This is a genomic window from Pseudomonas sp. NFX71 (genome assembly GCF_048079215.1).
GTDB classification, from domain to species: domain Bacteria; phylum Pseudomonadota; class Gammaproteobacteria; order Pseudomonadales; family Pseudomonadaceae; genus Aquipseudomonas; species Aquipseudomonas fluorescens_B.
In genome coordinates this window covers 122,592-147,931 of sequence record NZ_CP182230.1, presented here as the reverse complement: position 1 = coordinate 147,931, position 25,340 = coordinate 122,592, and the positions used below count along the sequence as shown (strand labels likewise).

Here is a 25,340-nt window from a genome sequence, read left to right as displayed (position 1 = left end):
CCATGCGTGAAGTGGTGATCGTCGACAGCGTGCGGACCGGCCTGGCCAAGTCCTTTCGCGGCAAGTTCAACCAGACCCGTCCGGACGACATGGCGGCTCATTGCGTCAATGCACTGCTGACACGCTCGGGCATCGACCCTGCCAGCGTCGAGGATTGCATCGTCGGTGCCGGCTCCAACGAAGGTGCCCAGGGCTACAACATCGGCCGTAACGTCGCGGTGCTGTCGCGCCTGGGCACCGGCACCGCCGGAATGACCCTCAACCGCTTCTGCTCGTCGGGCTTGCAGGCGATTGCCATTGCGGCCAACCAGATTGCTTCGGGTTGCAGCGACATCATTGTCGCCGGTGGTGTCGAGTCCATCAGCCTGACGATGAAAAGCGTCAACACCGACAACCTGATCAACCCGCTGCTGAAAGAGCAGGTGCCGGGCATCTACTTCCCCATGGGCCAGACCGCCGAAATCGTCGCCCGTCGTTACAACGTCAGCCGTGAAGAACAGGACCTGTACGCCCTGCAAAGCCAGCAGCGTACCGCTCAGGCGCAGGCCGCCGGTTTGTTCGACGATGAAATTGTGCCGATGGCGGTGAAGTACCGCGTTGAAGACAAGGCCACCGGGCAGGTGCAGATCCTCGACGGTATCGTCGATCGTGACGACTGCAATCGTCCGGACACTACGCTGGAAAGCCTGGCGGGGTTGAAACCGGTGTTTGCCGAAGACGGGTCGGTCACGGCGGGCAACTCGTCGCAGCTGTCCGACGGTGCTTCGATGACGCTGGTGATGAGTCTGGAAAAAGCGCTGGAACTGGGGCTGAAACCGAAAGCGTTCTTCCGTGGTTTCACCGTGGCAGGGTGTGAACCGGATGAAATGGGCATCGGCCCGGTGTTCTCGGTGCCAAAGTTGCTCAAGGCCAAGGGGTTGCAGGTGGCCGGCATTGATCTGTGGGAGCTCAACGAAGCGTTCGCGTCGCAATGCCTGTACAGCCGCAACCGGCTGGGAATCGATAACGAGAAGTACAACGTCAATGGTGGGTCGATTTCCATCGGCCACCCGTTCGGCATGACGGGCTCGCGTCAGGTTGGGCATCTCGTGCGGGAATTGCAGCGGCGGAACTTGCGTTACGGCGTTGTGACCATGTGCGTTGGGGGCGGGATGGGGGCCACGGGGTTGTTTGAAGCGGTGCAGTAATTGCCTTGGTATTTGTAGGGACAGTTACATAGTCATCGCGGGCAAGTCGGATCGTCGTACCGCCGCTCCGACTTGCCCGCGATGCAGGCGCCTCGGTCTATCGGCTGGCGCTCAAAAGCTGCATCCGCGCGACATAAGCCTCAATCTCCCGCGCCGCCGCCTCCGGGTTTTCAAACGGCCCCTCTTGCGTGTTTTCCCGGGTGCTGAAATACAATTCCCCGTTTACCCGACACATCCGGTCGCTGCGAAAGTGTGTGGCGGGGGCGTTGTCCTGGGCGCGCATGCCATACATGGCGGTCTCCTGAAGGTGGGTGGATCCAATGAGCTTATGCATGAACCGCTTACCGCGCCTGGCCAACCGATCGACGGCAAATCGCCAATTTATTGCTGCGACCCGCACAGTTTCATTTGCGTCTGCTTGCCAACTGTCCCTGTGTGCCAGGCGCCGCTGAGCCTAGAATGACGATTCTTGCCATCTGGCCTTGGGGTACGCATGCACATTTCATCCGGTCGCTGGGTTTACGGTCTGTTCCTGGCCTTGTTGACCGCGTTGTTGTGGGGAATCCTGCCGATCAAACTCAAGCAAGTGCTGCTGGTGATGGACCCGGTCACGGTGACCTGGTTTCGGCTGATGGTGTCCGGCGGATGCCTGTTCATTTACCTGGCCGCCACCAGGCGCCTGCCGAGCCGCAAAGTGCTCGGGCCGCGCGGTGGCTGGCTGGTGCTGATGGCGGTGCTCGGCCTGGTCGGCAACTACGTGTTGTATTTGATGGGACTGAACCTGCTCAGCCCCGGCACCGCGCAACTGGTGGTGCAGATGGGCCCGATCATGTTGCTGATCGCCAGCCTGTTTGTGTTCAAGGAACGCTTCAGCGTGGGGCAGGGGATTGGCCTGGTGGTGTTGCTGATTGGTTTCGGGCTGTTTTTCAATCAGCGCCTGGCCGAGTTGCTCACCTCGTTGACTGACTACACGGCGGGTGTGCTGCTGGTGTTGCTGGCGTCCACGGTCTGGACGTTCTACGCCCTGGGGCAGAAACAACTGCTGACGGTGTGGAATTCATTGCAGGTGATGATGGTGATCTATCTGTTCTGCGGGCTGTTGCTGACGCCGTGGGTGCATCCACTGGAAGCGTTGCAACTGACTCCGCTACAGGGCTGGCTGTTGCTGGCGTGCTGCATGAACACGCTGATTGCGTATGGCGCGTTTGCCGAAGCGCTGGCGCACTGGGAAGCCTCGCGGGTGAGTGCGACGCTGGCGATCACGCCGTTGGTGACGTTCGCTGCGGTGGCGACGGCGGCGTGGTTGTGGCCGGACTATGTGCATGCCGAGACGATCAATGGTCTTGGGTATGGCGGGGCGGTGCTGGTGGTGCTGGGATCGGCGCTGGTGGCGTTGGGGCCGTCGTTGATTGCGGGGCTCAAGGCCCGGAAGGTTCGGATGGCGGCAGGGTAATCCGCGTCATCGTTCTTCGCGAGCAGGCTCGCTCCCACAGGAGTACTCGGTCAACTGTGGGAGCGAGCCTGCTCGCGATGACTGACTAAAGGCCGCCCAAAATCTTAACCCTTCGCCCCGGCCTCCAGCATATTCTCCGGCCTTACCCACGCATCAAACTGTTCATCCGTCAGGTACCCCAGCTGCAACGCCGCCTCCCGCAACGTCAGGCCCTCGGCGTAGGCTTTCTTGGCAATCTCCGCCGACTTGTCATACCCGATATGCGGGTTCAGCGCCGTCACCAGCATCAAACCACGCTCCAGATGTTCAGCCATCTTCTCGGCATCCGGTTCCAGTCCGGCGATGCAATGCTGCTGGAAGTTGCTGCAGCCGTCGGCCAGCAATCGGATTGATTGCAGCAGGTTGTGGATGATCACCGGTTTAAACACATTCAATTGCAAGTGCCCCTGACTGGCGGCGAAACCGATGGCAACGTCGTTGCCCAGCACCTGACACGCCAGCATCGACAGCGCTTCGCACTGGGTCGGGTTGACCTTGCCGGGCATGATCGAGCTGCCGGGTTCGTTGGCCGGCAATTTCACTTCGGCAAAACCGGCACGCGGCCCGGAGCCCAGCAGGCGCAGGTCGTTGGCGATTTTCATCAGGGTCACGGCCAGGGTTTTCAGCGCGCCGGACAAAGTGGTCAGTGGTTCATGGCCCGCCAGTGCGGCGAACTTGTTGGGGGCGGTGACAAACGGCAGACCGGAGAGCGCGGCCAGCTCGGAGGCGATCGCTTCGCCAAAACCGTGCGGTGAATTCAGCCCGGTGCCGACCGCGGTGCCGCCCTGGGCCAGTTCACACACGGCAGGCAGGGCGCTGCGGATCGCCCGTTCGGCGTAATCCAGTTGCGCGATGAACGCCGAGAGTTCCTGACCGAAGGTGATCGGCGTGGCATCCATCATGTGCGTCCGACCGGTCTTCACCAGTTTCATGTGACGTGCGGACAACTCGGCCAAACCTCCCGACAGCTCGCTGATCGCCGGTAGCAAATGGTGCTGCACCGCCTGCACGGCGGCGATGTGCATCGCAGTGGGGAAGCAGTCGTTGGAGCTCTGGGAGCGGTTGACGTGATCGTTGGGATGCACCGGCAACTTGCCGCCTCGCGGGTTGCCAGCCAGTTCGTTGGCGCGCCCGGCGATCACTTCGTTGACGTTCATGTTGCTCTGGGTGCCGCTGCCGGTCTGCCAGACCACCAACGGGAACTGGTCATCGTGGCTGCCGTCGAGCACTTCGTCGGCGGCCTGTTCGATCAGACGGGCGATGTCGGCGGGCAGATCCCCATTGCGGTCATTGACCCGCGCCGCGGCCTTCTTGATCAACGCCAGTCCATGCAGCACCGCCAGCGGCATACGCTCGTTGCCGATGGCGAAGTTAATCAGCGAGCGTTGCGTCTGAGCACCCCAGTAGGCCTCATCCGGCACTTCCACCTCGCCAAGGCTGTCGGTCTCGATACGGCTCATCATGCACACTCCTGTCAGTCTGATAGCGCAGTTTAGGCCGTGATCGCCGGCCGTGGTTCCATCGGTCTGGATTATGACCATTCAACCCCTCTAAATCAGGCCCGACAAGGCTTGGGGTTGAGCGACACACTTTTTTAGGCGCAGAATGGATGCCCTTGGGGTCTGACCTCGCCTGCTAGAAAAGGAAACTCGATGACTCGTCTTCGTGCCATCTGTACCGCGGTTGCACTGGTTTGCGCCAGCGGCCCTGTTTTTGCCGATACCGCCAGCCACAACGCCAGTGCCGAAGCTTTCCTGACCCTGGCGCACGCTGACAAATTGGGCACTCCGGTGTACATGCAAGTGCAGCAAATGTTCGCTCAGCGCTTTGAACAGACCAAAGCCCCTGAATCGAAAAAAGCCTTGCTGGAAACCTACCAGGCCAAGGCCAACGCCGCCCTGGACGCAGCCATTGGCTGGAAAAAGCTGAAGCCGGACATGGTCAAGCTCTACACCACCAACTTCAGCGAATCCGAGCTCAAGGACCTGGTCGCGTTCTACCAGTCGCCACTGGGCAAGAAAGTCCTGGAAAAAATGCCGCAGCTGACCCAGCAATCGGCCCAGATGACCCAGGCCAAGCTGGAAAGCGCGGTGCCTGTGGTCAACAAATTGCTGGCTGACATGACCAACGAGCTGGACCCTAAAGCCGGTGCTGCTGCTCCTGCTGTCAAGAAAAAGCCTTAAGCGGAGCCCGGTATGACCATGCAACAACGCATCGAATCGACGCTGGGCCTGTTACAGCCCGAGCACCTGCAAGTGCTGGATGAAAGCCATATGCACAGTCGTGGGTTGCAAACCCATTACAAGGCCGTGGTGGTCAGCCAGCAGTTCGAGGGGCTCAACCGCGTCAAGCGTCACCAGAAAGTCTACGGCACGCTCGGTGAGCTGATGGGCGAGTTCCATGCGTTGGCGCTGCATACCTACACGCCAGAGGAATGGGCACAGATCGATGCGGCCCCGGCCTCGCCGACCTGTGCTGGCGGTAGCAAACATTGATGTGAAAGGTTGATGGGCTGAAAACCTGAAAACCTGAAAACCTGAAGGCCAGAAGCGCAGAAGGGCAGAAGGGCAGAAGGGCTGTTGTGGCGAGGGAGCTTGCTCCCGTTCGGCTGCGCAGCAGTCGTAATGCTGGCGACTCCACTCTTTCAGACAGAACCCTGTTGCAGGTTTTGGGACTGCTTCGCAGTCCAGCGGGAGCAAGCTCCCTCGCCACAAAGGCAACTTGCAGTCCTAAAACCACACCGTTTTTGCTAGAATCCGCAACGCGCCGCTTATCCGGCGCGTTTTTTTTCGCATCCGGTTCACCCCTTACGAGGGTAGCCACCTGGAGAATCACCCATGACACAACAGATTGTCGTGGCGGCACTGTATAAGTTCGTCACCCTGGAAAATTACGTCGACCTGCGCGAGCCACTGCTGCAGGCGATGGTCGACAACGGCATCAAAGGCACGTTGCTGATCGCCGAAGAAGGCATCAACGGCACCGTCTCCGGCAGCCGCGAAGGCATCGACGGGCTGATGGCCTGGCTCAAGAACGACCCGCGCATGGACGACATCGACCACAAAGAGTCGTATTGCGACGAGCAGCCGTTCTATCGCACCAAAGTCAAACTCAAGAAAGAAATCGTCACCCTCGGCGTCGAAGGCGTGGACCCGAACAAAAAGGTCGGCACCTACGTTGATCCAGAGAACTGGAACGCGCTGATCAGCGATCCGGAAGTGCTGTTGATCGACACGCGTAACGACTACGAAGTCTCGATCGGCACTTTCGAAGGCGCCATCGATCCGAAGACCACCAGCTTTCGTGAATTCCCCGATTACATCAAAGCCAATTTCGACCCGGCCGTGCACAAGAAAGTCGCGATGTTCTGCACCGGTGGCATTCGCTGCGAAAAGGCCTCGAGCTACATGCTCAGCCAGGGTTTCGACGAGGTCTATCACCTCAAGGGCGGCATTCTGAAATACCTCGAAGAGGTGCCGCAGGAAGAAACCAAGTGGCAGGGCGACTGCTTCGTCTTCGATAACCGCGTGACCGTGCGCCATGACCTGAGCGAAGGCGACTACGATCAGTGCCACGCCTGTCGTACGCCGGTGAGTGTCGAAGACCGCGCGTCCGAGCACTACGTGGCTGGCATCAGCTGTCCGCATTGCTGGGATAAGCTGAGCGAGAAGACCCGTCGCAGCGCCATCGATCGGCAAAAACAGATCGAACTGGCCAAGGCTCGCAACATGCCGCACCCGATCGGCTACAACTACAAGCAAACCCCTTCCGAGGCTTGAACCATGTCTGCTCGCCGCCTGCTCTATGTGATGGACCCGATGTGTTCCTGGTGCTGGGGTTTTGCGCCAGTGGCCAATGCGCTGGTCGAACAGGCGCAGGCGGCGGGTGTGGACGTGCATTTGGTGGTGGGTGGCTTGCGCACTGGCAGTGGTTCGGCGCTGGAGCCGACCACCCGGCGCTACATTCTTGAACACTGGCAAGCCGTCACCGAGGCCACCGGCCAACCCTTCAAGACCGAAGGCGCGCTGCCCGAAGGCTTTGTGTACGACACCGAACCCGCCTGTCGGGCGTTGGTGACGGCGCGCAGCCTGGCACCGGATTGCGCATGGAAACTGCTCGGTCTGATCCAGCATGCGTTTTATGCAGAAGGCCGCGATGTCACCCACGCCAGTGTACTGGTGGAGCTGGCTGAGCAGGCCGGTTTGCCACGCATCGAGTTCGCGGCCGCGTTCGACCGCGCCGATCAACATGCCGCGACAGCGGCCGATTTCACTTGGGTGCAGGACCTCGGCATCGCCGGTTTCCCCACCTTGCTGGCGGAGCGTGATGGTCAATTGGCGTTGTTGACCAATGGCTATCAGCCTCTAAGCGTTCTGTCACCGCTGCTCGGCCGCTGGCTGGAGCGCGCTGCCTGTGCATGACCAGCCTGACGACACCGCAACCGCTACACGTGTCGACCGTCTGAGCTGGGCGGAAATCCGCCGACTGGCCCTGCATCACAAGAAAGCCCTGTGGATCGCCAACGGTGTGGCCGTACTGGCAACGTTGTGCAGCGTGCCAATTCCCTTGCTCTTGCCGTTGCTGGTCGATGAAGTGCTGCTGGGGCATGGCGACTCTGCGCTGAAGATCATGAACCACGCGCTGCCCGAAGGCTGGCAGAAAGCGGCGGGGTACATCGGCCTGATGCTGCTGGTGACCTTGTTGCTGCGCTGTGGTGCCTTGCTGTTCAACGTGGTGCAGGCAAAGTTGTTTGCGGCACTGGCCAAAGACATCGTCTACCGCATCCGCATAAGGCTGATCGAACGGCTCAAGCGCATCTCGCTGGGCGAGTACGAAAGCCTGGGCAGCGGCACGGTCACCACGCACCTGGTCACTGACCTGGATACCGTGGACAAATTCGTCGGCGAAACCCTCAGCCGTTTCCTCGTCGCCATGCTGACCCTGGTCGGTACGGCGAGCATCCTGATCTGGATGCACTGGAAACTGGCGCTGCTGATCATGCTGTTCAACCCGTTGGTGATCTACGCCACGGTGCTACTGGGCAAGCGGGTCAAACACCTGAAGAAACTCGAGAACGACAGTACCTCGCGCTTCACCCAGGCGCTCACCGAAACCCTCGATTCCATCCAGGAAGTGCGCGCTGGCAACCGTCAGGGCTTCTTCCTCGGGCGCCTCGGCCAGAGAGCTCGCGAAGTACGTGATTACGCGGTGACTTCGCAGTGGAAAACCGATGCCTCGAACCGGGCCAGCGGTTTGCTGTTCCAGTTCGGCATCGATATTTTTCGCGCCGCGGCGATGCTTACGGTGTTGTTTTCCGACCTGTCCATCGGCCAGATGCTCGCGGTGTTCAGCTACCTGTGGTTCATGATCGGTCCGGTGGAACAGCTGTTGAATCTGCAATACGCCTACTACGCCGCCGGTGGCGCGTTGTCGCGGATCAACGAACTGTTGGCCCGTGCCGATGAGCCGGAATACCCGGGCGGGGTCGACCCGTTCAACGGTCGTGAAACCGTGGGTATCGAAGTCACGGGATTGAGTTTCGGTTACGGCGACGAGCTGGTGCTGAACCAGATGAACCTGTCCATCGCTCCCGGTGAAAAAGTCGCGATTGTCGGCGCCAGCGGGGGCGGCAAAAGTACGTTGGTGCAGTTGCTGCTGGGTCTTTATACGCCACAGGCAGGAACCATCCGCTTCGGTGGTTCGACCCAGCAGGAGATCGGACTGGAAACGGTTCGCGAGAATGTCGCGGTGGTCCTGCAACATCCGGCGCTGTTCAACGACACCATCCGCGCCAACCTGACCATGGGCCGTGAGCGCAGTGACGAAGCCTGCTGGCAAGCACTGGAAATTGCACAACTGCACAACACGGTTCGGGAATTGCCCAACGGCCTGGACAGTATCGTCGGGCGTTCCGGCGTGCGTTTGTCCGGCGGCCAGCGCCAACGCCTGGCGATTGCACGGATGGTGCTGGCCGAACCGAAAGTGGTGATCCTCGACGAGGCCACTTCAGCGCTGGATGCCGCCACCGAATACAACCTGCACCAGGCATTGGCGCGGTTCCTCAGCCACCGCACCACCCTGATCATTGCGCACCGCTTGTCAGCCGTGAAGCAGGCCGACCGGGTGCTGGTGTTCGACGGCGGGCAGATTGCCGAAGATGGCGACCATCAGCAACTGATTGCCGAGGGTGGTTTGTACGCCAAGCTGTATGGGCATTTGCAACAACATTAGATCAGTGCCACAGCACGTTCAGCGCATTTTCACCGCCGTCGAAACCGAATTCCTTGATAACAACCGAACAGGATTCGCAGGGTGGCATGGTCGTGGCGACGTTAACCGTTTCGATCGATCCGGGATCGGGGTACTTTTCGCGAATCACGCTGATCAGCTTGCTTTCACTGTCCAGTGAGGTGGGTTTGTGAGTCAGTATCGGGGTATAGCTTTCAATATCTTTTATTGTCGCCGGCACCGCGAGTAATTTGCCTTCATCCGATACTCGGAGTGATGTGCTGGGAAAAACTTCGTTCATATCAACATTGAAGTAGGTCGCTGCACCCACCTTGACCTGAGAGGCGCCAAGATTACTTCTGAACAAAGGCAGATATCCCGTCGTCCCCTGTGCTCCCGAAACGCTTACATAAACTTCCCGCGTCCCGGTAGCGGTGACGACTTCGGCATAAGCGATGTTTCTGGGTCTGAACGAGCGCTGGTGACGAGGGATAAGCTTGTGAAGCTTTTTCATCGTGCCGTCGATCCTCAATGCGTTGTCGGCATTTTTCAGCACGATGCTCGGCTCAAGGAACAATGTATCGAAAATTTCCACTGTTCTTTGACGCAGGGCTTCTGATGCGACCTTGCTGCGCGACCAGCTTGTTGCACCTTTGGGCAGCTGGGTGACGATCATTCGCGTCGAGTGATCGAACAGGACCGCCTCGCCTGGGCTGGTATCGACCTTGATCAATCTGAGCGTATCGGGTGGATTGGCATGGCCGCCTATGGGTATGGCGATCTCTTCCATCGTTTTTAGCGCGCGCTCAACCCGATCCACACCATAAATATTCGCTATGTTGTTGGCATTCAACGAGCCGGTGTACACCACCATCAACTCGCGCCGCAGTTCGGCGGACAAGGTTGACGCCTGCTTGAAGACCAATGCCTCACGCAGGTTTTGCCCTTTCGCCAGCTCGGCAACATAAAAATCCCCTGCTTCGAGACGTGTGAAAACATACTGTTTCGATCCGTCGACCGAGTCGGCGATGACGGCTCCGGAGTGGAAGGTATCGGTCACACCCTTTTCAGTGAGGTTGACTTTGACCCGTCCGTACATGCCTTTGCGGAATTCCATCGTCGCGTCGAGTGTTGTGTGAGTGGCCAACGAAACCCTTGTCAGGGGCGCGTCGGCAGCGCCCGGTGTGTAAATGCTGTCGCCGAACCAGGTGGCCCAGCCTCTGGTTTCATCGAACGTGCCCTCCGCGGGTATCGGGGCCGGGTCTTGCATGACATAACGGGTTGTGCACACGTCTCCCGGGGCGCGTCGCGGTCGGCAAGGGATCGATTTCAGCCAATCGCTCGGGTCAATCAAGTCAGCACGATAAAGCGTGTCACCTTTCAGTCGATACGGTACGTCATCGATGAACAGCGTGGTTCGGCCGTCCACTTCAAGTACTTCGCGTACGTGGCGAGTGTTGGCTAGCTCCACAACCGATTGCTGATTGCCGCTTTCCAGGGGGCTGTAGTGCGATTGTCCAGGCGAGAAATCACTGGCGCGGGTGTTTAACGAAGGGCCGTAGGGCTTTGAGGACAATGGATCGACCAAGCGCATGTCCGTCTTGCCAGAGGCGCCGATGTTGCGTATTGGCACATCGTGCAGGCCTTTAATGCTGGCTAACTGATCAACCCGCGTTGCAGGCATCCAGCGTCCGGCGTCGCTCAACTGAGGCAAGCTGCGCACGTACTCGTAGTAGCGGATTTTTCCCGCAAGTTGGTTGAATCTGAACGTGACGCCTTTGTAAGTGTACTGCGCCGCTTTTCCCAAACCTTTGAGCAGCGCGGGAACAATCTCAAGCGGGTTCAACGCTCGTAGCGTCGATACCAACAGCGTTTTTGTCAGCGTGGTGAATGAAGGAAGCGTTGCTCGAGTGGCCAGCTGGCCCGCGTTGCTGATCAGTCTTATCGATCCCGTGGCGAATTTGCCAATGGGGATCACAAACGAAATCACGTCGAAAAACAGGCCGACTATTCCCAACGCGATGCGGTTCTTATCGTCTGACATCAAGTCTTCGACTGGCCCCCAGAACGGCACAAACATCTTTGCGATCATCAATATCTTTCTGCGTTGAGCGTCTTCCCGTTCAAACTTGGTCTGACCCTTCGCAAACGTGCGCAACGCTTGCGGGTCAACGAACAGGAGTTCGGTGGCTATATGTCGGCTGATAGCCGCTGAGCGGCTGGAAGACAGGGTCAACGGGGCGCGTTGATGATTCTCGGTGACCTCGGAAACTGCGCTGAGCGCCGGTGGCAGTTGATCGATTATGGCCTCGCAGAAGGCCGATGCCTTAGGCTGGGTGCCGTTTGAGTGCGCGTCCCAGTCGAAGGGTAAATGCCTGTCGCGGATGACATCCATATAGGCACCACTGGAGGTGGTTGCCATTGCCCCGATCCGGGGAGTCAACAACGTCGCATCAAAGTTTTCGAGACGACGTATCACACCGGCTTTTGGGAGAAGCTCGTAAAAAGTGGTCGCGCCAACCGCGGCTTCGTCCCCGATGGGTTCTTTTATTTGGGTCGCTTGCAGTATCACGCCGTTGCGCGCTCTGAGCGGCAAGGTTATTTCGGGCGTCTCGTCCTTGGCGGCGACTTTCCTGGTTTCCTTGCGCAGGCTGTAAATCTTCACTTCGCCCACCTCCAGGGCCAGGCGGTCGGCATATGGAAGTGAGGTTAACAGCGTTCTAATCAATGTTTGATAGGCCGCCGTGATTGTTTCCAGATGCTGCTTGAAGGCTTCGTCAAACAGCGCAGGAACATCGGGAATTTTGCTCCACGGTGACAGAACTGGCCGAAGGCGGTTTTCCCAGTTGCGACCGGGAACCGGCCACGGCCCCTCGGTTTTTACATACCGGTCCCCGTCCATCCTGATCCATTGTTTGCTTAAGGTCACGCCGTCGGCCTTAGTCACAAACCAACGTTGCCGATCGTCGAACATGCCGGACGCCAACACATCGGCGAACGAGTAATATTTGTATTCCTTGCCCCTGAGTGGCGGTGGGTCGCGAAAGCCGATCGAAGCCAACTCGTCATACCTGGCCAGTTTGCGTCCATCGGTAGTGAAGGCTTCGTTTCCGAACAGCGTTTGTATTTCAGCCTTGGCAATGGACAGGCGTTTGGGTGGCTCCTCATTGATGCGCAGAACCGCTTGATTGACCTCTTTCGAGTGTTTTTCCAGTTCGGAGCAGGCTCGTTCGATGTCGGCTTGCGTGTAGTCCTTGAGGGGTTTTTGCGCAATGAAACCGAGGGTGGTGGCCCAATCCAGCGTGGGAGGCAGCCTCGTGAGACTGATGAGATTCAATTCTTCCGTCGTTGCCACTTCGGTCCGGTGCATGGGCACGTTGACCAACTGCTGGAAGCTCAGCCTGTCCAGTAATTCAGGTGAGACGGCGTTTACGAAATTGACTCCATTGACGAAATTGACCCAGACGGCCGAACTCCGATATGCAAGATCTTCCGGAATATCCCTGACGCGAAACTCGATCGGAAACCGGGGTAAAAAAAGTTGGGCCATGACGATTGTTTCTTTTACCGTGGCTGCCAATTTTGCAGTGCGCAAATGGGTTTCAAATTCGTTGCGGATAGCCTTGTATCCCTTTCCCCAATTGGCGCGGGACTGCAGGTCATAACCGGCGATCAAAGCGGGGTTGTCCTGGGTCTGTGCAGACAGCCAATACTGCAGCGCGTTGGCGACCAGTCTGGTCCGGATGAATGGAGAGGTCTGCTCGTCCGCTTCTGCGCCGTACCACTTCATTGTGCTCAGTAAGATGTCGGCCAGCTTTTCAGCCTCAGGGCTTCGCAGGATTTTTTCCAGATAAACAGTCGGTGTCGCGCGGACTTGCCCGATCGTTTCCGAGGAAAGAATGCTTTTGGCTAGATAGTGCAGTAGTAACGGTTCGTTCTCAGGAAGAAACAGATTAACTGCGTCAATTATTTCGGCGCGAACCTGATCGTTATGGAGTAGTTGCACATCGAGTGGAGTGTCAGGAGACGCTTGCTGGAGAAGCTGAAATTTTTCCCGATCCTGTACCGTGAGCGGGCGCTTTAGATCGAGCGCGTCGAAATCGTATTCCAGCCTCAAGCGGTGGATGGCGATTTTTTCTTCAAGGGCTGCGATAGCAGCGGGATGTTCCTGCGGATGTAGCCGCCTCCACGGGGTAAGCCCGTAAAACTGGCATATCCTCTCCATAGTGATATAGCGGTTAGAGTGTATCGCTCCTCCCAGTAACGTCGCGGCCCGTTCGATCCGGACCTTCAGCGCCTGCCATTTTGAAAACTCCGTCAATGCCAAAGCAACTCGGTTGCCATCGGTATCCCAGGCTTGATAGATAAAGTTGCCATCATTGAAGCTAGCGTAAAGATCAGAGTGCTGAAGCTTGAGCTTTATACACATAGCTATGTAGTCGTTATCGCGCAGTAATTGCCACAACGCGTTGTACCCGTCCTCGCTCACTCTATGTAGCGGTGAAAAACGCCGAATCGGTATTGAGTTGTGCAGATTGACGTCACGCATCGCCGTCAGCATGAGTTCGTAATCTTCTAACTGGCCTTTATGCATTTGAGCATGTGAGGGTGAGGAGGGATGTGTCGCGCTTGGAGTGGCTGTTGGCATTAGTGGGCTTTCTCTTGATTATTAGTGGGGCGGTGCATCGCTCGACAGCGATGTAGACGTGGTCCGATTTCAAGAGAAAATGAGCAAGGGGGAGCGGTACATAGTTATGTGATGGCGTTTTTTTTTCGGGGAACTGGTGCGCGTGGTGTGTCTGCATCTCACTGAAAACAGTTATTTACTGACAGTTGCCCATAGAAAGGGCTGCCCGCTTGCCGGGATCGAAAACGCACCCTAGTCTAGCTGTAGCGATCACGTTGGATGATGATCGGGCAGTGCTAAAACAAGGGACCTCATGAATCGAACGCGGACTCTCGGAACGCCCCGGTTGTTGGGCATTGTCTGGCCATTTATCGCCGTCGTGCTGTTTCAAGCCTTGCTGGGCGGCGTCAGCCTTTATGTACTTTCGGCGGTGCGCGGCTACGTCGCTGGCGAAAGCCTCTGGTCCAAGGGCCAGAAAGACGCCATCTATTACCTGAACCTCTACGCGGACAGTCGCGACGAGAGGATATTCCTCAAATACCAGAACTCCATCGCCGTGCCTCAGGGCGGCCACGAGTTGCGTCTGGCGCTGGACCATCAGCCTCCGGACATCGAAGCGGCACGCCAGGGGGTTCTCAAGGGTGGGAACCACCCGGACGACGTGTCCAGCGTGATCTGGCTGTACCTCAATTTCCGGCACTTCAGTTATCACGAGAAAGCCATTGACCTCTGGAGGGTAGGCGACGCGTATCTGGTGCAACTCGATGACATTGCGCGGGAAATGCATCAGCGCATCACTACCGGCCAGGCCACCGATGCCGATATCAAGCGCTGGAAGGATCAGATATTCGTCATCAACGAAAGTGTGACACCGGCGGCGAAGGCCTTCAGCGATGCCTTGGGTGAAGGCTCGCGGATGATCCTGCGGCTGTTGCTGGTGACCAACCTTGCTACGGCGCTGGGCTTGATTGTCCTGGCCCTGATGCGCACGCACAAACTGCTAAAGCAGCGCCATGCCTTCGCCGACGCGCTGCAGCTGGAAAAAGAACGCGCGCAGATCACTCTGCAATCGATTGGCGATGGCGTGATCACCACCAATGTCGACGGCGCAATTGCCTACATGAACCCGGCCGCCGAAGCGTTGACGCACTGGAAGGCCGAGCAGGCGACAGGGTTGCCCTTGGCAGCGCTGTTCAATCTGCTGGACGAAAACGCCCAGGCCGACGGCTTTACGCTGATCGAACACATCCTGAGCGGCCAGCTCAGCGGCGGCAGCGAACACTCCAAACTGATTCAACGCCTGGATGGCAGCACAGTGTCGGTCACGCTGGTTGGCGCGCCGATCCGTAATGCCGGCAAGGTCAGCGGCACCGTGCTGGTCTTGCACGACATGACCCAGGAGCGGCAGTACATTGCCAATCTGTCCTGGCAGGCGACCCATGATGCCCTGACCGGTCTCGCCAACCGCCGCGAATTCGAGTATCGGCTGGAGCAGGTGCTGCATAACCTGACGCGGCAGGTGGGGCGCCATGCCCTGATGTTCCTCGACCTGGATCAGTTCAAACTGGTCAACGACACCTGCGGCCACGCGGCGGGAGACGAGTTGTTGCGGCATATCTGCGCGTTGCTGCAATCGGGGCTGCGCGAAGGCGATACCCTGGCCCGCCTGGGCGGCGACGAGTTTGGCATCCTGCTGGAGAGTTGTGCGCCGGAAGCCGCAGAGAAAATCGCCGAGGGCCTGCGCCAGACCGTGCAGAACCTGCACTTCGTCTGGAAAGGCCGGCCGTTCGTGACCACCGTGAGCATCGGGCTGGTGCATATCAATCAGCACCCGACCACCCTCGAAACGTCGCTGCGCGCAGCCGACATGGCCTGCTACATGGCCAAGGAAAAGGGCCGCAACCGGGTCCAGGTCTATCACGCCGATGACTCTGAACTGTCCCTGCGCTTTGGCGAAATGGCCTGGGTGCAGCGCCTGCACATGGCGCTGGAAGATAACCGCTTTTGTCTGTATGCCCAGGAAATCGCCACATTGGGTCATGTCGAACAGGGTGGCGGTCATATCGAAATCCTGTTGCGCCTGCATGATGAAGCCGGGCGCATGATATTGCCCGACAGCTTTATTCCGGCGGCGGAACGTTATGGCCTGATGACTTCGCTTGATCGTTGGGTTGTGCAGAATGTTTTCAAGATCATTGCCCAATGTATAGCGGAGAAACATAAAGGGCCGTTGGCGATGTGTGCGATTAATCTGTCAGGCACAACTATCGGAGATGAGGCATTCCTGGACTTCCTGCGTCAACAGTTCATTACTTACTCCATACCGCCTGAAATGATTTGTTTTGAAATTACTGAAACCAGCGCTATTTCCAATCTTGGAAGTGCAATTAGATTTATTAATGAACTCAAAGGCTTAGGTTGTCTCTTTTCGTTGGACGACTTTTGCGCCGGTATGTCCTCATTCGCCTACTTGAAACATTTGCCTGTAGACTTCCTGAAGATCGACGGGAGTTTCGTAAAGGATATGCTGGACGACCCGATTAACCGCGCCATGGTCGAAGTGATCAATCACATCGGGCATGTCATGGGTAAGCGTACGATTGCCGAGTTTGTTGAAACACCCCAGATCGAGCAGGCATTGCTTGAGATCGGGGTGGATTACGCTCAAGGGTATGTGATTGAGCGCCCGCATCTGTTTACCTGCGATAGTTTGCAAAGTCGTCCTGCCAGGCCACAGCCGTTGTTATTCAAGGCGCCTGGCACGTTCCGTTGAAATCTCTTGCTGATCCTTACAATCACAATCAAAAGGAACCCGACAGTGATCGACACATTCAACAGAACCGGCCCCCTCATGGAAGCTGCAAGTTACCCCGCCTGGGCTCAGCAACTGATCCAGGATTGCAGCGAGAGTAAACGCCGGGTTGTCGAACACGAACTGTACAGGCGCATGCGAGACAATAAACTCAGCGCCAAAACCATGCGTCACTACCTGATTGGTGGTTGGCCGGTGGTCGAACAGTTCGCGTTATATATGGCCCAGAACCTGACCAAGACCCGTTTTGCCCGCCACCCCGGCGAGGATATGGCGCGCCGCTGGTTGATGCGCAACATCCGTGTGGAATTGAACCACGCCGATTACTGGGTGCACTGGAGCCGCGCTCACGGTGTCAGCCTGGAAGATCTGCAGGCGCAACAGGTTGCCCCGGAACTTCATGCCTTGAGCCACTGGTGCTGGCACACCAGTTCGGCAGATTCGCTGATCGTTGCCATTGCTGCCACCAACTACGCCATTGAAGGCGCGACAGGTGAGTGGTCGGCGCTGGTCTGCTCCAGTGGTGTCTATGCGGCAGCGTTCCCCGAGGAAGATCGCAAGCGGGCCATGAAGTGGCTGAAGATGCATGCCCAGTACGACGACGCCCATCCATGGGAGGCGCTGGAAATCATCTGCACGCTGGCAGGATTGAATCCGAGCAAGTCCTTGCAGGCGGAGTTGCGTCAGGCGGTGTGCAAAAGCTACGACTACATGTTCCTGTTCCTGGAACGCTGCATGCAGCTTGAACCTGTGGAGAAGGCTCCGGTCGCGGCGCGTGAGCGCAGGGCGCTGGCCGAAAGCTGATCGGTTTTTCATGTTGGTGAAAAAGCCCGCTCCCCCGGTATTGTCGGGGGAGCGGGCTTTGTATGAGCCGGCAATGGCTAGGTGCTGACTTTCAATCCAATCAACCCGGCAATGATCAACGCCACACTGGCGAGCCGGAACAGCGCCATGGACTCACCAAACAGAATGATCCCGGCGATGACCGTGCCGACCGCACCCACGCCGGTCCAGATCGCATAGGCGGTGCCCAGCGGCAGTTCCTTCATGGCAAGGCCGAGCAGGCCAAGGCTGATGGCCATGGCGGCAACGGTCAATGCGGTGGGAAGAGGGCGGCTGAAACCATCGGTGTATTTCAGGCCGACAGCCCAGCCTACTTCGAACAGTCCGGCGAAAAACAGAATGACCCAGGACATGAGAGACCTCCATCGATTGACGGGGTCGTCCCCAGATTAATGACTCGATCGAGCCGCGAGGTCGTCCTCGCGTTGCGCAATATAGTGCCCATCATTAAACCGGGGATCAAGCTGGTCGCTTATTCGGTTGCTTGTCGAGCTGCTGTCTCTCGATCTTCTTTCTCGCTCATCCGGCGGAAATACGTCGAGAGAAGTGCTCCGGAAATGTTGTGCCACACACTGAACAACGCACTCGGCACCGCCGCCAGCGGTGAGAAATGCGCGCTGGCCAGCGCGGCGCCCAAACCGGAGTTCTGCATGCCGACCTCCAGTGCCAGGGATTTGCGCTGGGCCAAGGGCAGCTTGAACAGACGCCCGGTGAAGTACCCGAGCAAGTAACCAAAGCTGTTGTGCAGCATGACCACGGCCATGATCAGCAGGCCGGACTCTGCGATTTTCGCCTGGCTGGCAGCGACGACAGCGGTGACGATGATCACGATGCTGACCACGGAAACCAGCGGCAACACTTCCACCGCGTGGCGAACCCGAGCGCCGAGCAGGCGCTGAGCGACCACGCCGAGCACGATGGGCAACAACACCACTTGCAGGATCGACCAGAACAGCTCCATGAACGACACCGGCAACCAGGCCGAAGCCAGCAGCCAGATCAATGCAGGGGTCAGCAGCGGAGCGAGGAGGGTGGTCACGGCGGCGATGGCAACCGACAATGCCAGATCTCCACGCGCCAGCCAGGTCATCACGTTCGACGAGGTGCCGCTCGGGCAGCAGCCGACGAGAATCACGCCAACGGCGATTTCCGGCGGCAAGTGGAAAACCTGGCAGAGCAACCATGCCACACCGGGCATGATCACGAAATGTGCAACGACGCCCAGGGCCACACGCCACGGATGGCGGGCGACTTCAGCGAAGTCTTCGAGTTTGAGGGTCAGGCCCATGCCGAACATCACCAGCCCCAGCAACGGGACGATGGCGCCTTTCAGGCCGATGAACCACGTCGGTTGCAAGAAGGCCACGACGGCGAAAATCAGAACCCAGTAAGCGAAGGTGTTGCCGACAAAACGACTCAATGCAGCCAGTGCACGCATGGCCTGATCCTTATTGTAAGAAAGCGTTAGGGAGCTAAGCATACGCCGCTGGCAAAAAAAGATCGCAGCCTGCAGCAGCGCCTACAGGGAAACGCATTCCCATGTAGGCGCTGCTGCAGGCTGCGATCTTTTACAGGCGCCGCCGATTTGTAGAATCAGATGCCTTGAGGTGTCTCTTCCCCACCCAACGCCTCAACCAGCGCCGGCAGGAAATCACCAAAGGTCAGCATCATCAAGGTGAAGCTGGCATCCAGTTGGCCGAGGGCTTCTTCGCCGCCGTCCTGTTCCGCCTGATCCTGCAGCAGATCCTCGAACTTCAGGCGCTTGACCACCATCTTGTCGTCGAGGACGAAAGACAGTTTGTCTTGCCACGCCAGCGACAGCTGGGTGACCACTTTGCCAGTGCTCAAGTGCAACTGGATTTCTTCGCTGGTCAGGTCCTGACGCTTGCAGCGCACGATGCCGCCGTCTTCGTGGGTGTCGCGCAGTTCGCATTCGTCCAGCACGAAGAAATCGTCCGCGGCTTTCTGGGTTGTGACCCATTCAGTCATGGTGGCGGTCGGGGACATTTTCACGGTCAGTGGACGCACCGGCAGTGTGCCAATGACTTCGCGCAGGGTGGACAGCAGGTCCTCGGCGCGTTTCGGGCTGGCCGAGTTGACCAGAATCAGACCTTGTTTCGGTGCGATGGCTGCGAAGGTCGACGAACGGCGGATAAAGGCGCGAGGCAGGAAGGCCTGGATGATTTCATCCTTGATCTGGTCGCGTTCCTTTTTGTAGACCTTGCGCATTTGTTCGGCTTCGATCTCTTCGACCTTTTCCTTCACGGCGTCGCGCACGACGCTGCCCGGCAGGATGCGCTCTTCTTTACGCGCGGAGATCAGCAGGAAGTCGCCGCTGACGTGCACCAGAGGTGCATCTTCGCCCTTGCCGAATGGCGCGACGAAACCGTAGGTGGTCAACTCCTGGCTTGCACAAGGACGCGCCAGTTTGGTGGCCAGTGCAGTTTCCAACGCCTCGGCATCAAAAGGCAGATCTTGGGTCAGGCGATAGATAAGCAGGTTTTTGAACCACATGGGGCGAGTCTCTCCTTTATACAAAGTGGGGCATTATTCTCTTCGTGGCGCCATAGGCCAACCCTTCTCTAAGCCTTTGGAAGGCCTGAAAAAATTATTTAAAAAAGTGCTTGCCAGAGGTGAGGTCGCTCCGTAGAATGCGCGCCACACCGAAAGTGAAGGGTGATTAGCTCAGCTGGGAGAGCGTCTGCCTTACAAGCAGAATGTCGGCGGTTCGATCCCGTCATCACCCACCATTCGCTTCAAGTGTTACGCGCAGCGGTAGTTCAGTCGGTTAGAATACCGGCCTGTCACGCCGGGGGTCGCGGGTTCGAGTCCCGTCCGCTGCGCCATATTCGGTAACCTGGAACGCTGAACGCCAGGTCACCACGGAAAAGCCCGCTAACGCGGGTTTTTTTCTGCCTGAAGTTCCTGCAGGATGCGTCGTTTCACCGGTTTTCAGATTTTTTTGAGTTATTTATCAATTAAATCAACACGTTATGAAAATCTGTGGCACAATGCGCCCCGCAACGAAGGTAAAGGGTGATTAGCTCAGCTGGGAGAGCGTCTGCCTTACAAGCAGAATGTCGGCGGTTCGATCCCGTCATCACCCACCACTTACTTTCAACGCTACGCGCAGCGGTAGTTCAGTCGGTTAGAATACCGGCCTGTCACGCCGGGGGTCGCGGGTTCGAGTCCCGTCCGCTGCGCCATATTCGGTAATCTGGAACGCTGAACGCCAGGTCACCACGGAAAGCCCGCTCAATGCGGGCTTTTTGCTGTCTGGAGTTTGGCTTTGCTGGCTTCCATTGAAAAAGCGACCCGCGGGTCGCTTTTTTCGTTTCTGCTTACTGCTCGGCGTTTCGACTGTGCCGGTAGTCGCTGACCGCTTCGTACACGGCTTTGCGCAGCCGGTTGATACCGCCAATCGGACGATGAGCCTCCAGGCCGAACCATGGATTGAATGACAGGTTGTCGCATTGCAGATTTTGCGCCGGGGTGTCGAAGTCCTGAGGGGGCAGGGTGATCCGGGCCACGGTTTCGAACGGCGCATCCTGCTCGCGCCACTCGATGCTGGTGTCTTCGATCGGCATGAACCTGTTCGCATCCTGGCGCTGGATCTGCAAGACAAAACACGCCGGCACCCGGTCCGTGGACAACTGTTGAGTCAGGGCGCTGCGCAGGAAGTTCGGCAGATCCTGGTTCTGCTTGGGCAAGGTGTAGGCCGGGCAGTTGTCCGAATCCGGCATCACCCGGAACTTGGCGTTGGCCTCGCCGAATTTATACGGCGATACCGAAAAATAAGTGGTGCGTGTCGGGCTTTCCGGCGGCGGGGACAGTGTCGCCAGGGCGATGAACAAATGACGGACCTGCCAGGTGCGCGGATCCCAGCCAGGAAAAAACGCCATGATCTTTTTTCCGTCAGCCTGAGCCGCGACATTCTGACGGTACTCGGCGACATCGCTGACAAAGAAGTTCGGATGGCTGAACATCACAAAGTCCTGCTCGTGTTGCCCTTGGCGATCGCCCAGCAGTGGCTTGCCCGGCACATCCAACAATTTGATCGCCATGCCCCGGGCATCCCGAATGCTGTCGAACTGCGGATAAGCGTTGCCGTTGGACAGGCGCATGGTCGCCTGCCAGCGCTTGCCCGGTTCGCTGAAGACGCCGCGGCGCAGGTCCTGCGCCAGTTCCGGCAACACCTGTACCTCGGCTTTCACGCAGCCATGGGCCTTGGCGTGGGCGTCGCGCAGGTAGCGGGTGCTTTCACGGTGCTGGTCGACAATGCGCACGGCAGTCTGAATCACATCCCGGGTCATGGCGGCTTCGCCCTCCGGAATCTGCTCCAGTGCCGAGACCGGGCCGCGGTGCTGCCAGGCATACCAGGCAGTGACCAGCGCCCATCCGAGCAGGCCGACGCACAGCAGAATCAGCAGGGTTTTGCCGAGCAGGCGGCCCAGCCACAACCAGAATCGGGCGAGCATCGGCAAATCCTTTTTGAAGGTGGTCATGATCATGGCAGTTGCGCCTCCAGCGGGCCGCCCAACACTTTCAGGTACTCCAACAGCGCCCAGCGCTCCTCGGGTTGCAACAACCGGCCGATCACTCCGTTGCCACGCTCACCGGCGCGGAATTCGTGGCCACTGTTGTGGTTGCCGGTCAAGCGCGTGTCGAAGAGGAATGCGTTGGTGAAGGCTTCGGTGCGATAGCCCAGGTGTCGCGGGTCGTAGTCGAACGTGCCTTTGTAGAAAGTGGTCGCGCGTTCATCCTGGGGCGATAGCAGTTGGTAAATGCTCGGCACCGAACCATTATGCAGAAACGGCGCCGTCGCCCACACGCCCGCCAGTGGCCGCGCCTTGTAGGCCACTTTTTCTCGAACGCCGATCGGCAGGCCGAAACCGTCGAGCTTGGGTTTCTCCTCCGCTGTGACCTTGGCCTCACGGTAAGCGCGGTTTTCTACGAACGCAGTGACGTAGGCCAGGCCCTTGGCCACTGACAGCTGGCTCAGATCCAGCGGTTCCTTGGGTTCGGGGTGCAACTTGACGTCCATTTGCGCAAGCTCCGCCGGGTCCCATTGCAGAGCCGTCAGATCGAAACGGTGGTTGGCGATGTTGTTCGCGGCAGTCGGATCGGTGCCGATGACGTCGACGGGCAGCATGTGCAAATGCTGTACCCAGCGTTCGCCTTCCTGGGTCGCCCGCGGAACGTGGCAACCGGCGCAGTTCTCTGCAAACAGCGCACGCCCCTTGGCCGCCAGCGGTTTGTCGATGGCACCCAGCAGGGCTTCCGGCCAGGCCGGCGGCTTGAGTCGCTGCAGGGTTTCTTCGATCTGGTGTAAATCGCGCACCCGGACGCTGGACGGGTAGCGATTGTCGCCCTTGAGGGGCTGCCCGTTGCTGTCGAAGAAGTTCAGCGTGGCGCCTACCCCCAGGGCCTCACCGATATTGCGCGCCATAGGCTGCTGTGCCGAGCCGTTCCACTGGACCCAGTCAAAGGTCCACATGTCCCACAGTTGTGGATAGTCGACCGGCGCGTTGGCTACCCGATAGTTGGTGGGTGATATCGCGTCACCGAAACTGGCGTTGGCAATGCGTCCGAACGCGTCGGTACGGCCAGGGCCTTCCTCGGTCGGGTAGAGCCCGCGGTGGGTGTCGTTCCAGGCGACTTTCAGGAAGGTGTCGAGAGAGGTCTTGAAGTCTTTACGCAGTTGTTGATGCCGGGCGTCGTAGTCCTGGCCCAGCACGTTGCGAGCGAAACGTTCGAATTTCCATGGGTTGTAGTAAGTCGAAGCGAGACTGGCGACCAGTGCCTGTCCGAAACTGCCACCGCGCAGTGTCGGAACGCTGGAAGGCAAGACGTGCTGTGCCGAACCACCATCGATGCGGATAGCCTGGCCGTTGAAACGCAACTCGCCGGTGTGGCAGGCGGCACAGGTAATGTCCAGAAACTGATCCGGGCTGCCTGGGTTTTGATGACGGGCAAAGCCCACGGGCAGGTTGCCGGGGTTATTGGGCGTGGCTTTCTGCGCGGGATCGACCAGAAAACCGAAGCGTGCGAGGTATTCCGGAGCGGCAAAGCGCTGTTGCGAAAAAGGCAGTTCGAGCGCGTTGAACCAGTCGTAGCGCAAGCCTTTGACTTGGGTGCCTTGAGGCGTGAAGTAGTAGGTCTGGCGGTCCGTCGCGCTCCACTGCTCGAGATAATGCACCTGCTGCGCAGGCGTCCAGGTCGGCAATTTCGGGTTGGCGACGTAATACAGAATCACGGCCAGGCACACGCCCAGCAACAGAACGATCAGAACCAGCAAGCGATAAAAGAGGTGCAAGATAAACATCCTTGTCGATTTGTCGCTCTCTTATGCCTCAGCTACAGGCGTGCGGCAAGTGGCCATTACGCCAGATGTTGTGGGACTGCTCAGTTGTGTCTGTGAGGCGAAGATGACAGAGGCTTCATCATCTGATTCCGGAAATGCGTTAAAACACCTGAACTTATCAGAAGTTTCCTGCTCTCATGCCGGTAGCCATTGGTCGTGGCCGCCTGATAAGCTCGCGGCTTTACTCGATTGCCCTTTAGGCGCATGAACAAGGAAATAGCATGAAACAGCATCGGTTGGCGGCGGCGGTGGCCCTGGTTAGCCTGGTACTTGCGGGTTGTGATTCGCAGACCAGCGTAGAGCTGAAAACCCCGGCGCAAAAAGCTTCCTACGGGATTGGCCTGAACATGGGCAAGAGCCTGGCTCAGGAAGGCATGGATGACCTGGATTCCAAAGCCGTAGCCCAGGGCATCGAAGATGCCGTCGGCAAGAAAGAACAGAAGCTGAAGGACGAAGAACTCGTCGAAGCCTTCGCCGCGCTGCAAAAGCGCGCTGAAGAGCGCATGGCCAAAATGAGTGAAGAGTCGGCAGCCGCCGGCAAGAAATTCCTCGAAGACAACGCCAAGAAAGCCGGTGTCACCACCACTGCTTCGGGCCTGCAATACGAAGTGATCAAAAAAGCGGATGGCCCACAGCCTAAGCCGACTGACGTGGTGACTGTTCACTACACCGGCACCCTGACCAACGGCACCGTCTTCGACAGCTCCGTCGAGCGCGGCAGTCCGATCGATCTGCCGGTTAGCGGCGTGATTCCGGGTTGGGTCGAAGGCCTGCAACTGATGCACGTTGGCGAGAAGTACAAACTGTACATCCCTAGCGAACTGGCTTACGGCGCCCAAAGCCCAAGCCCGGCGATTCCAGCCAACTCGGTGCTGGTATTCGACCTGGAACTGCTGGCGATCAAGGATCCAGCCAAGCAAGACGACGCCGCGAAGTAATCAGCGTCTGCTCTGACAACAACGCCTCGCTTATGCGGGGCGTTGTTGCATCTGGCGGTTGGTGAGGGTAAACAAAGCGAACGGACGCGGTACGCTGGAGTCATAGCCATTGAGGACGCCCGCGCTAACCGCGTCAGAGCGCCAAGTCAATGAAATCTTGGGTTTTTTTATGTGAGTAAAAAACGCCCGATCTGAGCAAAGCCCTTATGAAACGGGGCTTTCAGCCGTGAAATGCAGGTCTGTTCACAAGGTTATCCACAATTTGTGTGGATAACATTTCAGTGGGAGGAATGATGAAAGCACCCTGGAATTTCGCTCGTTTCCTGCCATTGGCCGGCCGCCTGCTCGCCCGCGGACGATTGCCGACGCTGTTGTTCGCGGTGGCCAGCAAAGGCGCCAGCCAGGGCAACCGATTGGGCAAGCTCAAAGACGACCTGCGCCTGCTGCAGGCGCTGTGCCTGGCGTACTGGCGTGGCGAGTACCGCGCCATCAGCCCGAAAGCGCTGATCTCGGTGGTGGCAGGCCTGATGTACTTCCTGAGCCCGGTGGATGCGATTCCGGATTTCATCCCGGTGTTCGGCATGCTCGATGATATCGCCGTGCTCGCCTGGCTGATGAAAGTCCTCGATGACGAGCTCAATGCTTTCCGCGCATGGCGCAACCGCCAGTTGCCGGAAAAACTCGCGGTGGTCGAGCGACTGCCCGACACCCCGGAGCAACTTCAGCTTCAGGGACCGAAAAAAAACTGAGCCGATTCAGGATCATCCCTATATTCATACCCCCCGCGACCTTGGCCGCTGTTAGGATTACACTTCTAGGGAAAAGCGCCGACTCGCTAAGTGTCGTTGT

At 58.3% G+C, this 25,340-nt stretch carries 19 protein-coding genes and 4 tRNA genes; 15 read left to right on the top strand and 8 right to left on the bottom strand.

Annotated elements, in window-relative coordinates:
- Window positions 1-2 precede the first annotated feature (2 nt).
- Window positions 3-1,187: a thiolase family protein gene (locus tag ACM1ZW_RS00685; protein WP_416740006.1), complete on the top strand. Its 1,185-nt coding sequence runs from the start codon at window positions 3-5 to the stop codon at window positions 1,185-1,187.
- A 97-nt stretch (window positions 1,188-1,284) separates the two neighbouring features.
- Here the strand turns inward: ACM1ZW_RS00685 and ACM1ZW_RS00680 are convergent, their stop codons facing one another.
- A complete protein-coding gene (locus tag ACM1ZW_RS00680) occupies window positions 1,285-1,479 on the bottom strand; it encodes a DUF6316 family protein (protein WP_017340059.1) in 195 nt (64 codons plus the stop codon).
- Between the two features lie 201 nt (window positions 1,480-1,680).
- Here ACM1ZW_RS00680 and ACM1ZW_RS00675 point away from each other — a divergent pair, with 201 nt between their 5' ends.
- On the top strand, window positions 1,681-2,640 hold the full coding sequence (locus ACM1ZW_RS00675; RefSeq protein WP_416740005.1) for a DMT family transporter: 960 nt from the start codon (window positions 1,681-1,683) through the stop codon (window positions 2,638-2,640).
- Between the two features lie 104 nt (window positions 2,641-2,744).
- Here ACM1ZW_RS00675 and ACM1ZW_RS00670 read toward each other — a convergent pair whose 3' ends face one another.
- Window positions 2,745-4,139, bottom strand: coding sequence for a class II fumarate hydratase (locus tag ACM1ZW_RS00670; protein ID WP_031319059.1), 1,395 nt, complete (start codon window positions 4,137-4,139; stop codon window positions 2,745-2,747).
- A gap of 192 nt (window positions 4,140-4,331) precedes the next feature.
- Here ACM1ZW_RS00670 and ACM1ZW_RS00665 point away from each other — a divergent pair, with 192 nt between their 5' ends.
- From ACM1ZW_RS00665 to ACM1ZW_RS00645, 5 genes are all read left to right on the top strand, one after another.
- Complete coding sequence (locus ACM1ZW_RS00665) at window positions 4,332-4,862, top strand: DUF2059 domain-containing protein (RefSeq protein WP_017340056.1); 531 nt, start codon at window positions 4,332-4,334, stop codon at window positions 4,860-4,862.
- Between the two features lie 12 nt (window positions 4,863-4,874).
- On the top strand, window positions 4,875-5,174 hold the full coding sequence (locus ACM1ZW_RS00660; protein ID WP_017340055.1) for a BolA family protein: 300 nt from the start codon (window positions 4,875-4,877) through the stop codon (window positions 5,172-5,174).
- A 342-nt stretch (window positions 5,175-5,516) separates the two neighbouring features.
- Window positions 5,517-6,458: a rhodanese-related sulfurtransferase gene (locus ACM1ZW_RS00655; protein WP_017340054.1), complete on the top strand. Its 942-nt coding sequence runs from the start codon at window positions 5,517-5,519 to the stop codon at window positions 6,456-6,458.
- Between the two features lie 3 nt (window positions 6,459-6,461).
- The gene (locus ACM1ZW_RS00650; protein ID WP_214377598.1) at window positions 6,462-7,100 is read left to right on the top strand and encodes a DsbA family protein; all 639 of its coding nucleotides are present in this window, start codon (window positions 6,462-6,464) and stop codon (window positions 7,098-7,100) included.
- Entirely contained in the window at window positions 7,093-8,910 is a 1,818-nt protein-coding gene (locus ACM1ZW_RS00645) for an ABC transporter ATP-binding protein (protein WP_017340052.1), read from the top strand. The genes ACM1ZW_RS00650 and ACM1ZW_RS00645 overlap by 8 nt, the downstream gene beginning before the upstream one ends.
- Before the next feature lies 1 nt (window position 8,911).
- On the opposite strand, the gene ACM1ZW_RS00640 is transcribed toward ACM1ZW_RS00645, so the two are convergent.
- Entirely contained in the window at window positions 8,912-13,501 is a 4,590-nt protein-coding gene (locus ACM1ZW_RS00640) for a hypothetical protein (RefSeq protein ID WP_416740004.1), read from the bottom strand.
- Between the two features lie 346 nt (window positions 13,502-13,847).
- Here ACM1ZW_RS00640 and ACM1ZW_RS00635 point away from each other — a divergent pair, with 346 nt between their 5' ends.
- Window positions 13,848-16,307, top strand: a complete 2,460-nt coding sequence (locus tag ACM1ZW_RS00635; RefSeq protein ID WP_416740003.1) for an EAL domain-containing protein — start codon at window positions 13,848-13,850, stop codon at window positions 16,305-16,307.
- Window positions 16,308-16,385: 78 nt separating this feature from the next.
- Window positions 16,386-17,150: a TenA family transcriptional regulator gene (locus tag ACM1ZW_RS00630; protein WP_416740002.1), complete on the top strand. Its 765-nt coding sequence runs from the start codon at window positions 16,386-16,388 to the stop codon at window positions 17,148-17,150.
- Window positions 17,151-17,227: 77 nt separating this feature from the next.
- Here ACM1ZW_RS00630 and sugE read toward each other — a convergent pair whose 3' ends face one another.
- From sugE to rdgC, 3 genes are all read right to left on the bottom strand, one after another.
- Entirely contained in the window at window positions 17,228-17,542 is a 315-nt protein-coding gene (gene sugE, locus ACM1ZW_RS00625) for a quaternary ammonium compound efflux SMR transporter SugE (protein WP_017340048.1), read from the bottom strand.
- Between the two features lie 119 nt (window positions 17,543-17,661).
- On the bottom strand, window positions 17,662-18,627 hold the full coding sequence (locus tag ACM1ZW_RS00620; protein ID WP_017340047.1) for a bile acid:sodium symporter family protein: 966 nt from the start codon (window positions 18,625-18,627) through the stop codon (window positions 17,662-17,664).
- 155 nt (window positions 18,628-18,782) lie between these two features.
- Window positions 18,783-19,703: a recombination-associated protein RdgC gene (gene rdgC, locus ACM1ZW_RS00615; RefSeq protein WP_017340046.1), complete on the bottom strand. Its 921-nt coding sequence runs from the start codon at window positions 19,701-19,703 to the stop codon at window positions 18,783-18,785.
- A 160-nt stretch (window positions 19,704-19,863) separates the two neighbouring features.
- Between rdgC and ACM1ZW_RS00610 the strand changes: the two genes are divergently transcribed.
- From ACM1ZW_RS00610 to ACM1ZW_RS00595, 4 genes are all read left to right on the top strand, one after another.
- Window positions 19,864-19,939, top strand: a tRNA-Val gene (locus ACM1ZW_RS00610).
- Between the two features lie 19 nt (window positions 19,940-19,958).
- Window positions 19,959-20,035: transfer RNA gene (locus ACM1ZW_RS00605), tRNA-Asp, on the top strand.
- 188 nt (window positions 20,036-20,223) lie between these two features.
- Window positions 20,224-20,299 (top strand) — tRNA-Val (locus ACM1ZW_RS00600).
- 19 nt (window positions 20,300-20,318) lie between these two features.
- Window positions 20,319-20,395 (top strand) — tRNA-Asp (locus ACM1ZW_RS00595).
- Between the two features lie 135 nt (window positions 20,396-20,530).
- Here the strand turns inward: ACM1ZW_RS00595 and ACM1ZW_RS00590 are convergent.
- Together ACM1ZW_RS00590 and ACM1ZW_RS00585 are read right to left on the bottom strand one after the other, a co-directional pair.
- Window positions 20,531-21,667 (bottom strand): catalase family protein, encoded by a 1,137-nt coding sequence (locus ACM1ZW_RS00590; protein WP_031318580.1) that lies wholly within the window; start codon window positions 21,665-21,667, stop codon window positions 20,531-20,533.
- 29 nt (window positions 21,668-21,696) lie between these two features.
- Window positions 21,697-23,514, bottom strand: coding sequence for a di-heme-cytochrome C peroxidase (locus ACM1ZW_RS00585; protein WP_416740001.1), 1,818 nt, complete (start codon window positions 23,512-23,514; stop codon window positions 21,697-21,699).
- A gap of 260 nt (window positions 23,515-23,774) precedes the next feature.
- Between ACM1ZW_RS00585 and ACM1ZW_RS00580 the strand changes: the two genes are divergently transcribed.
- On the top strand, window positions 23,775-24,491 hold the full coding sequence (locus tag ACM1ZW_RS00580; protein ID WP_017337365.1) for an FKBP-type peptidyl-prolyl cis-trans isomerase: 717 nt from the start codon (window positions 23,775-23,777) through the stop codon (window positions 24,489-24,491).
- Between the two features lie 293 nt (window positions 24,492-24,784).
- Entirely contained in the window at window positions 24,785-25,240 is a 456-nt protein-coding gene (locus ACM1ZW_RS00575; RefSeq protein WP_017337366.1) for a YkvA family protein, read from the top strand.
- Window positions 25,241-25,340 lie beyond the last annotated feature (100 nt).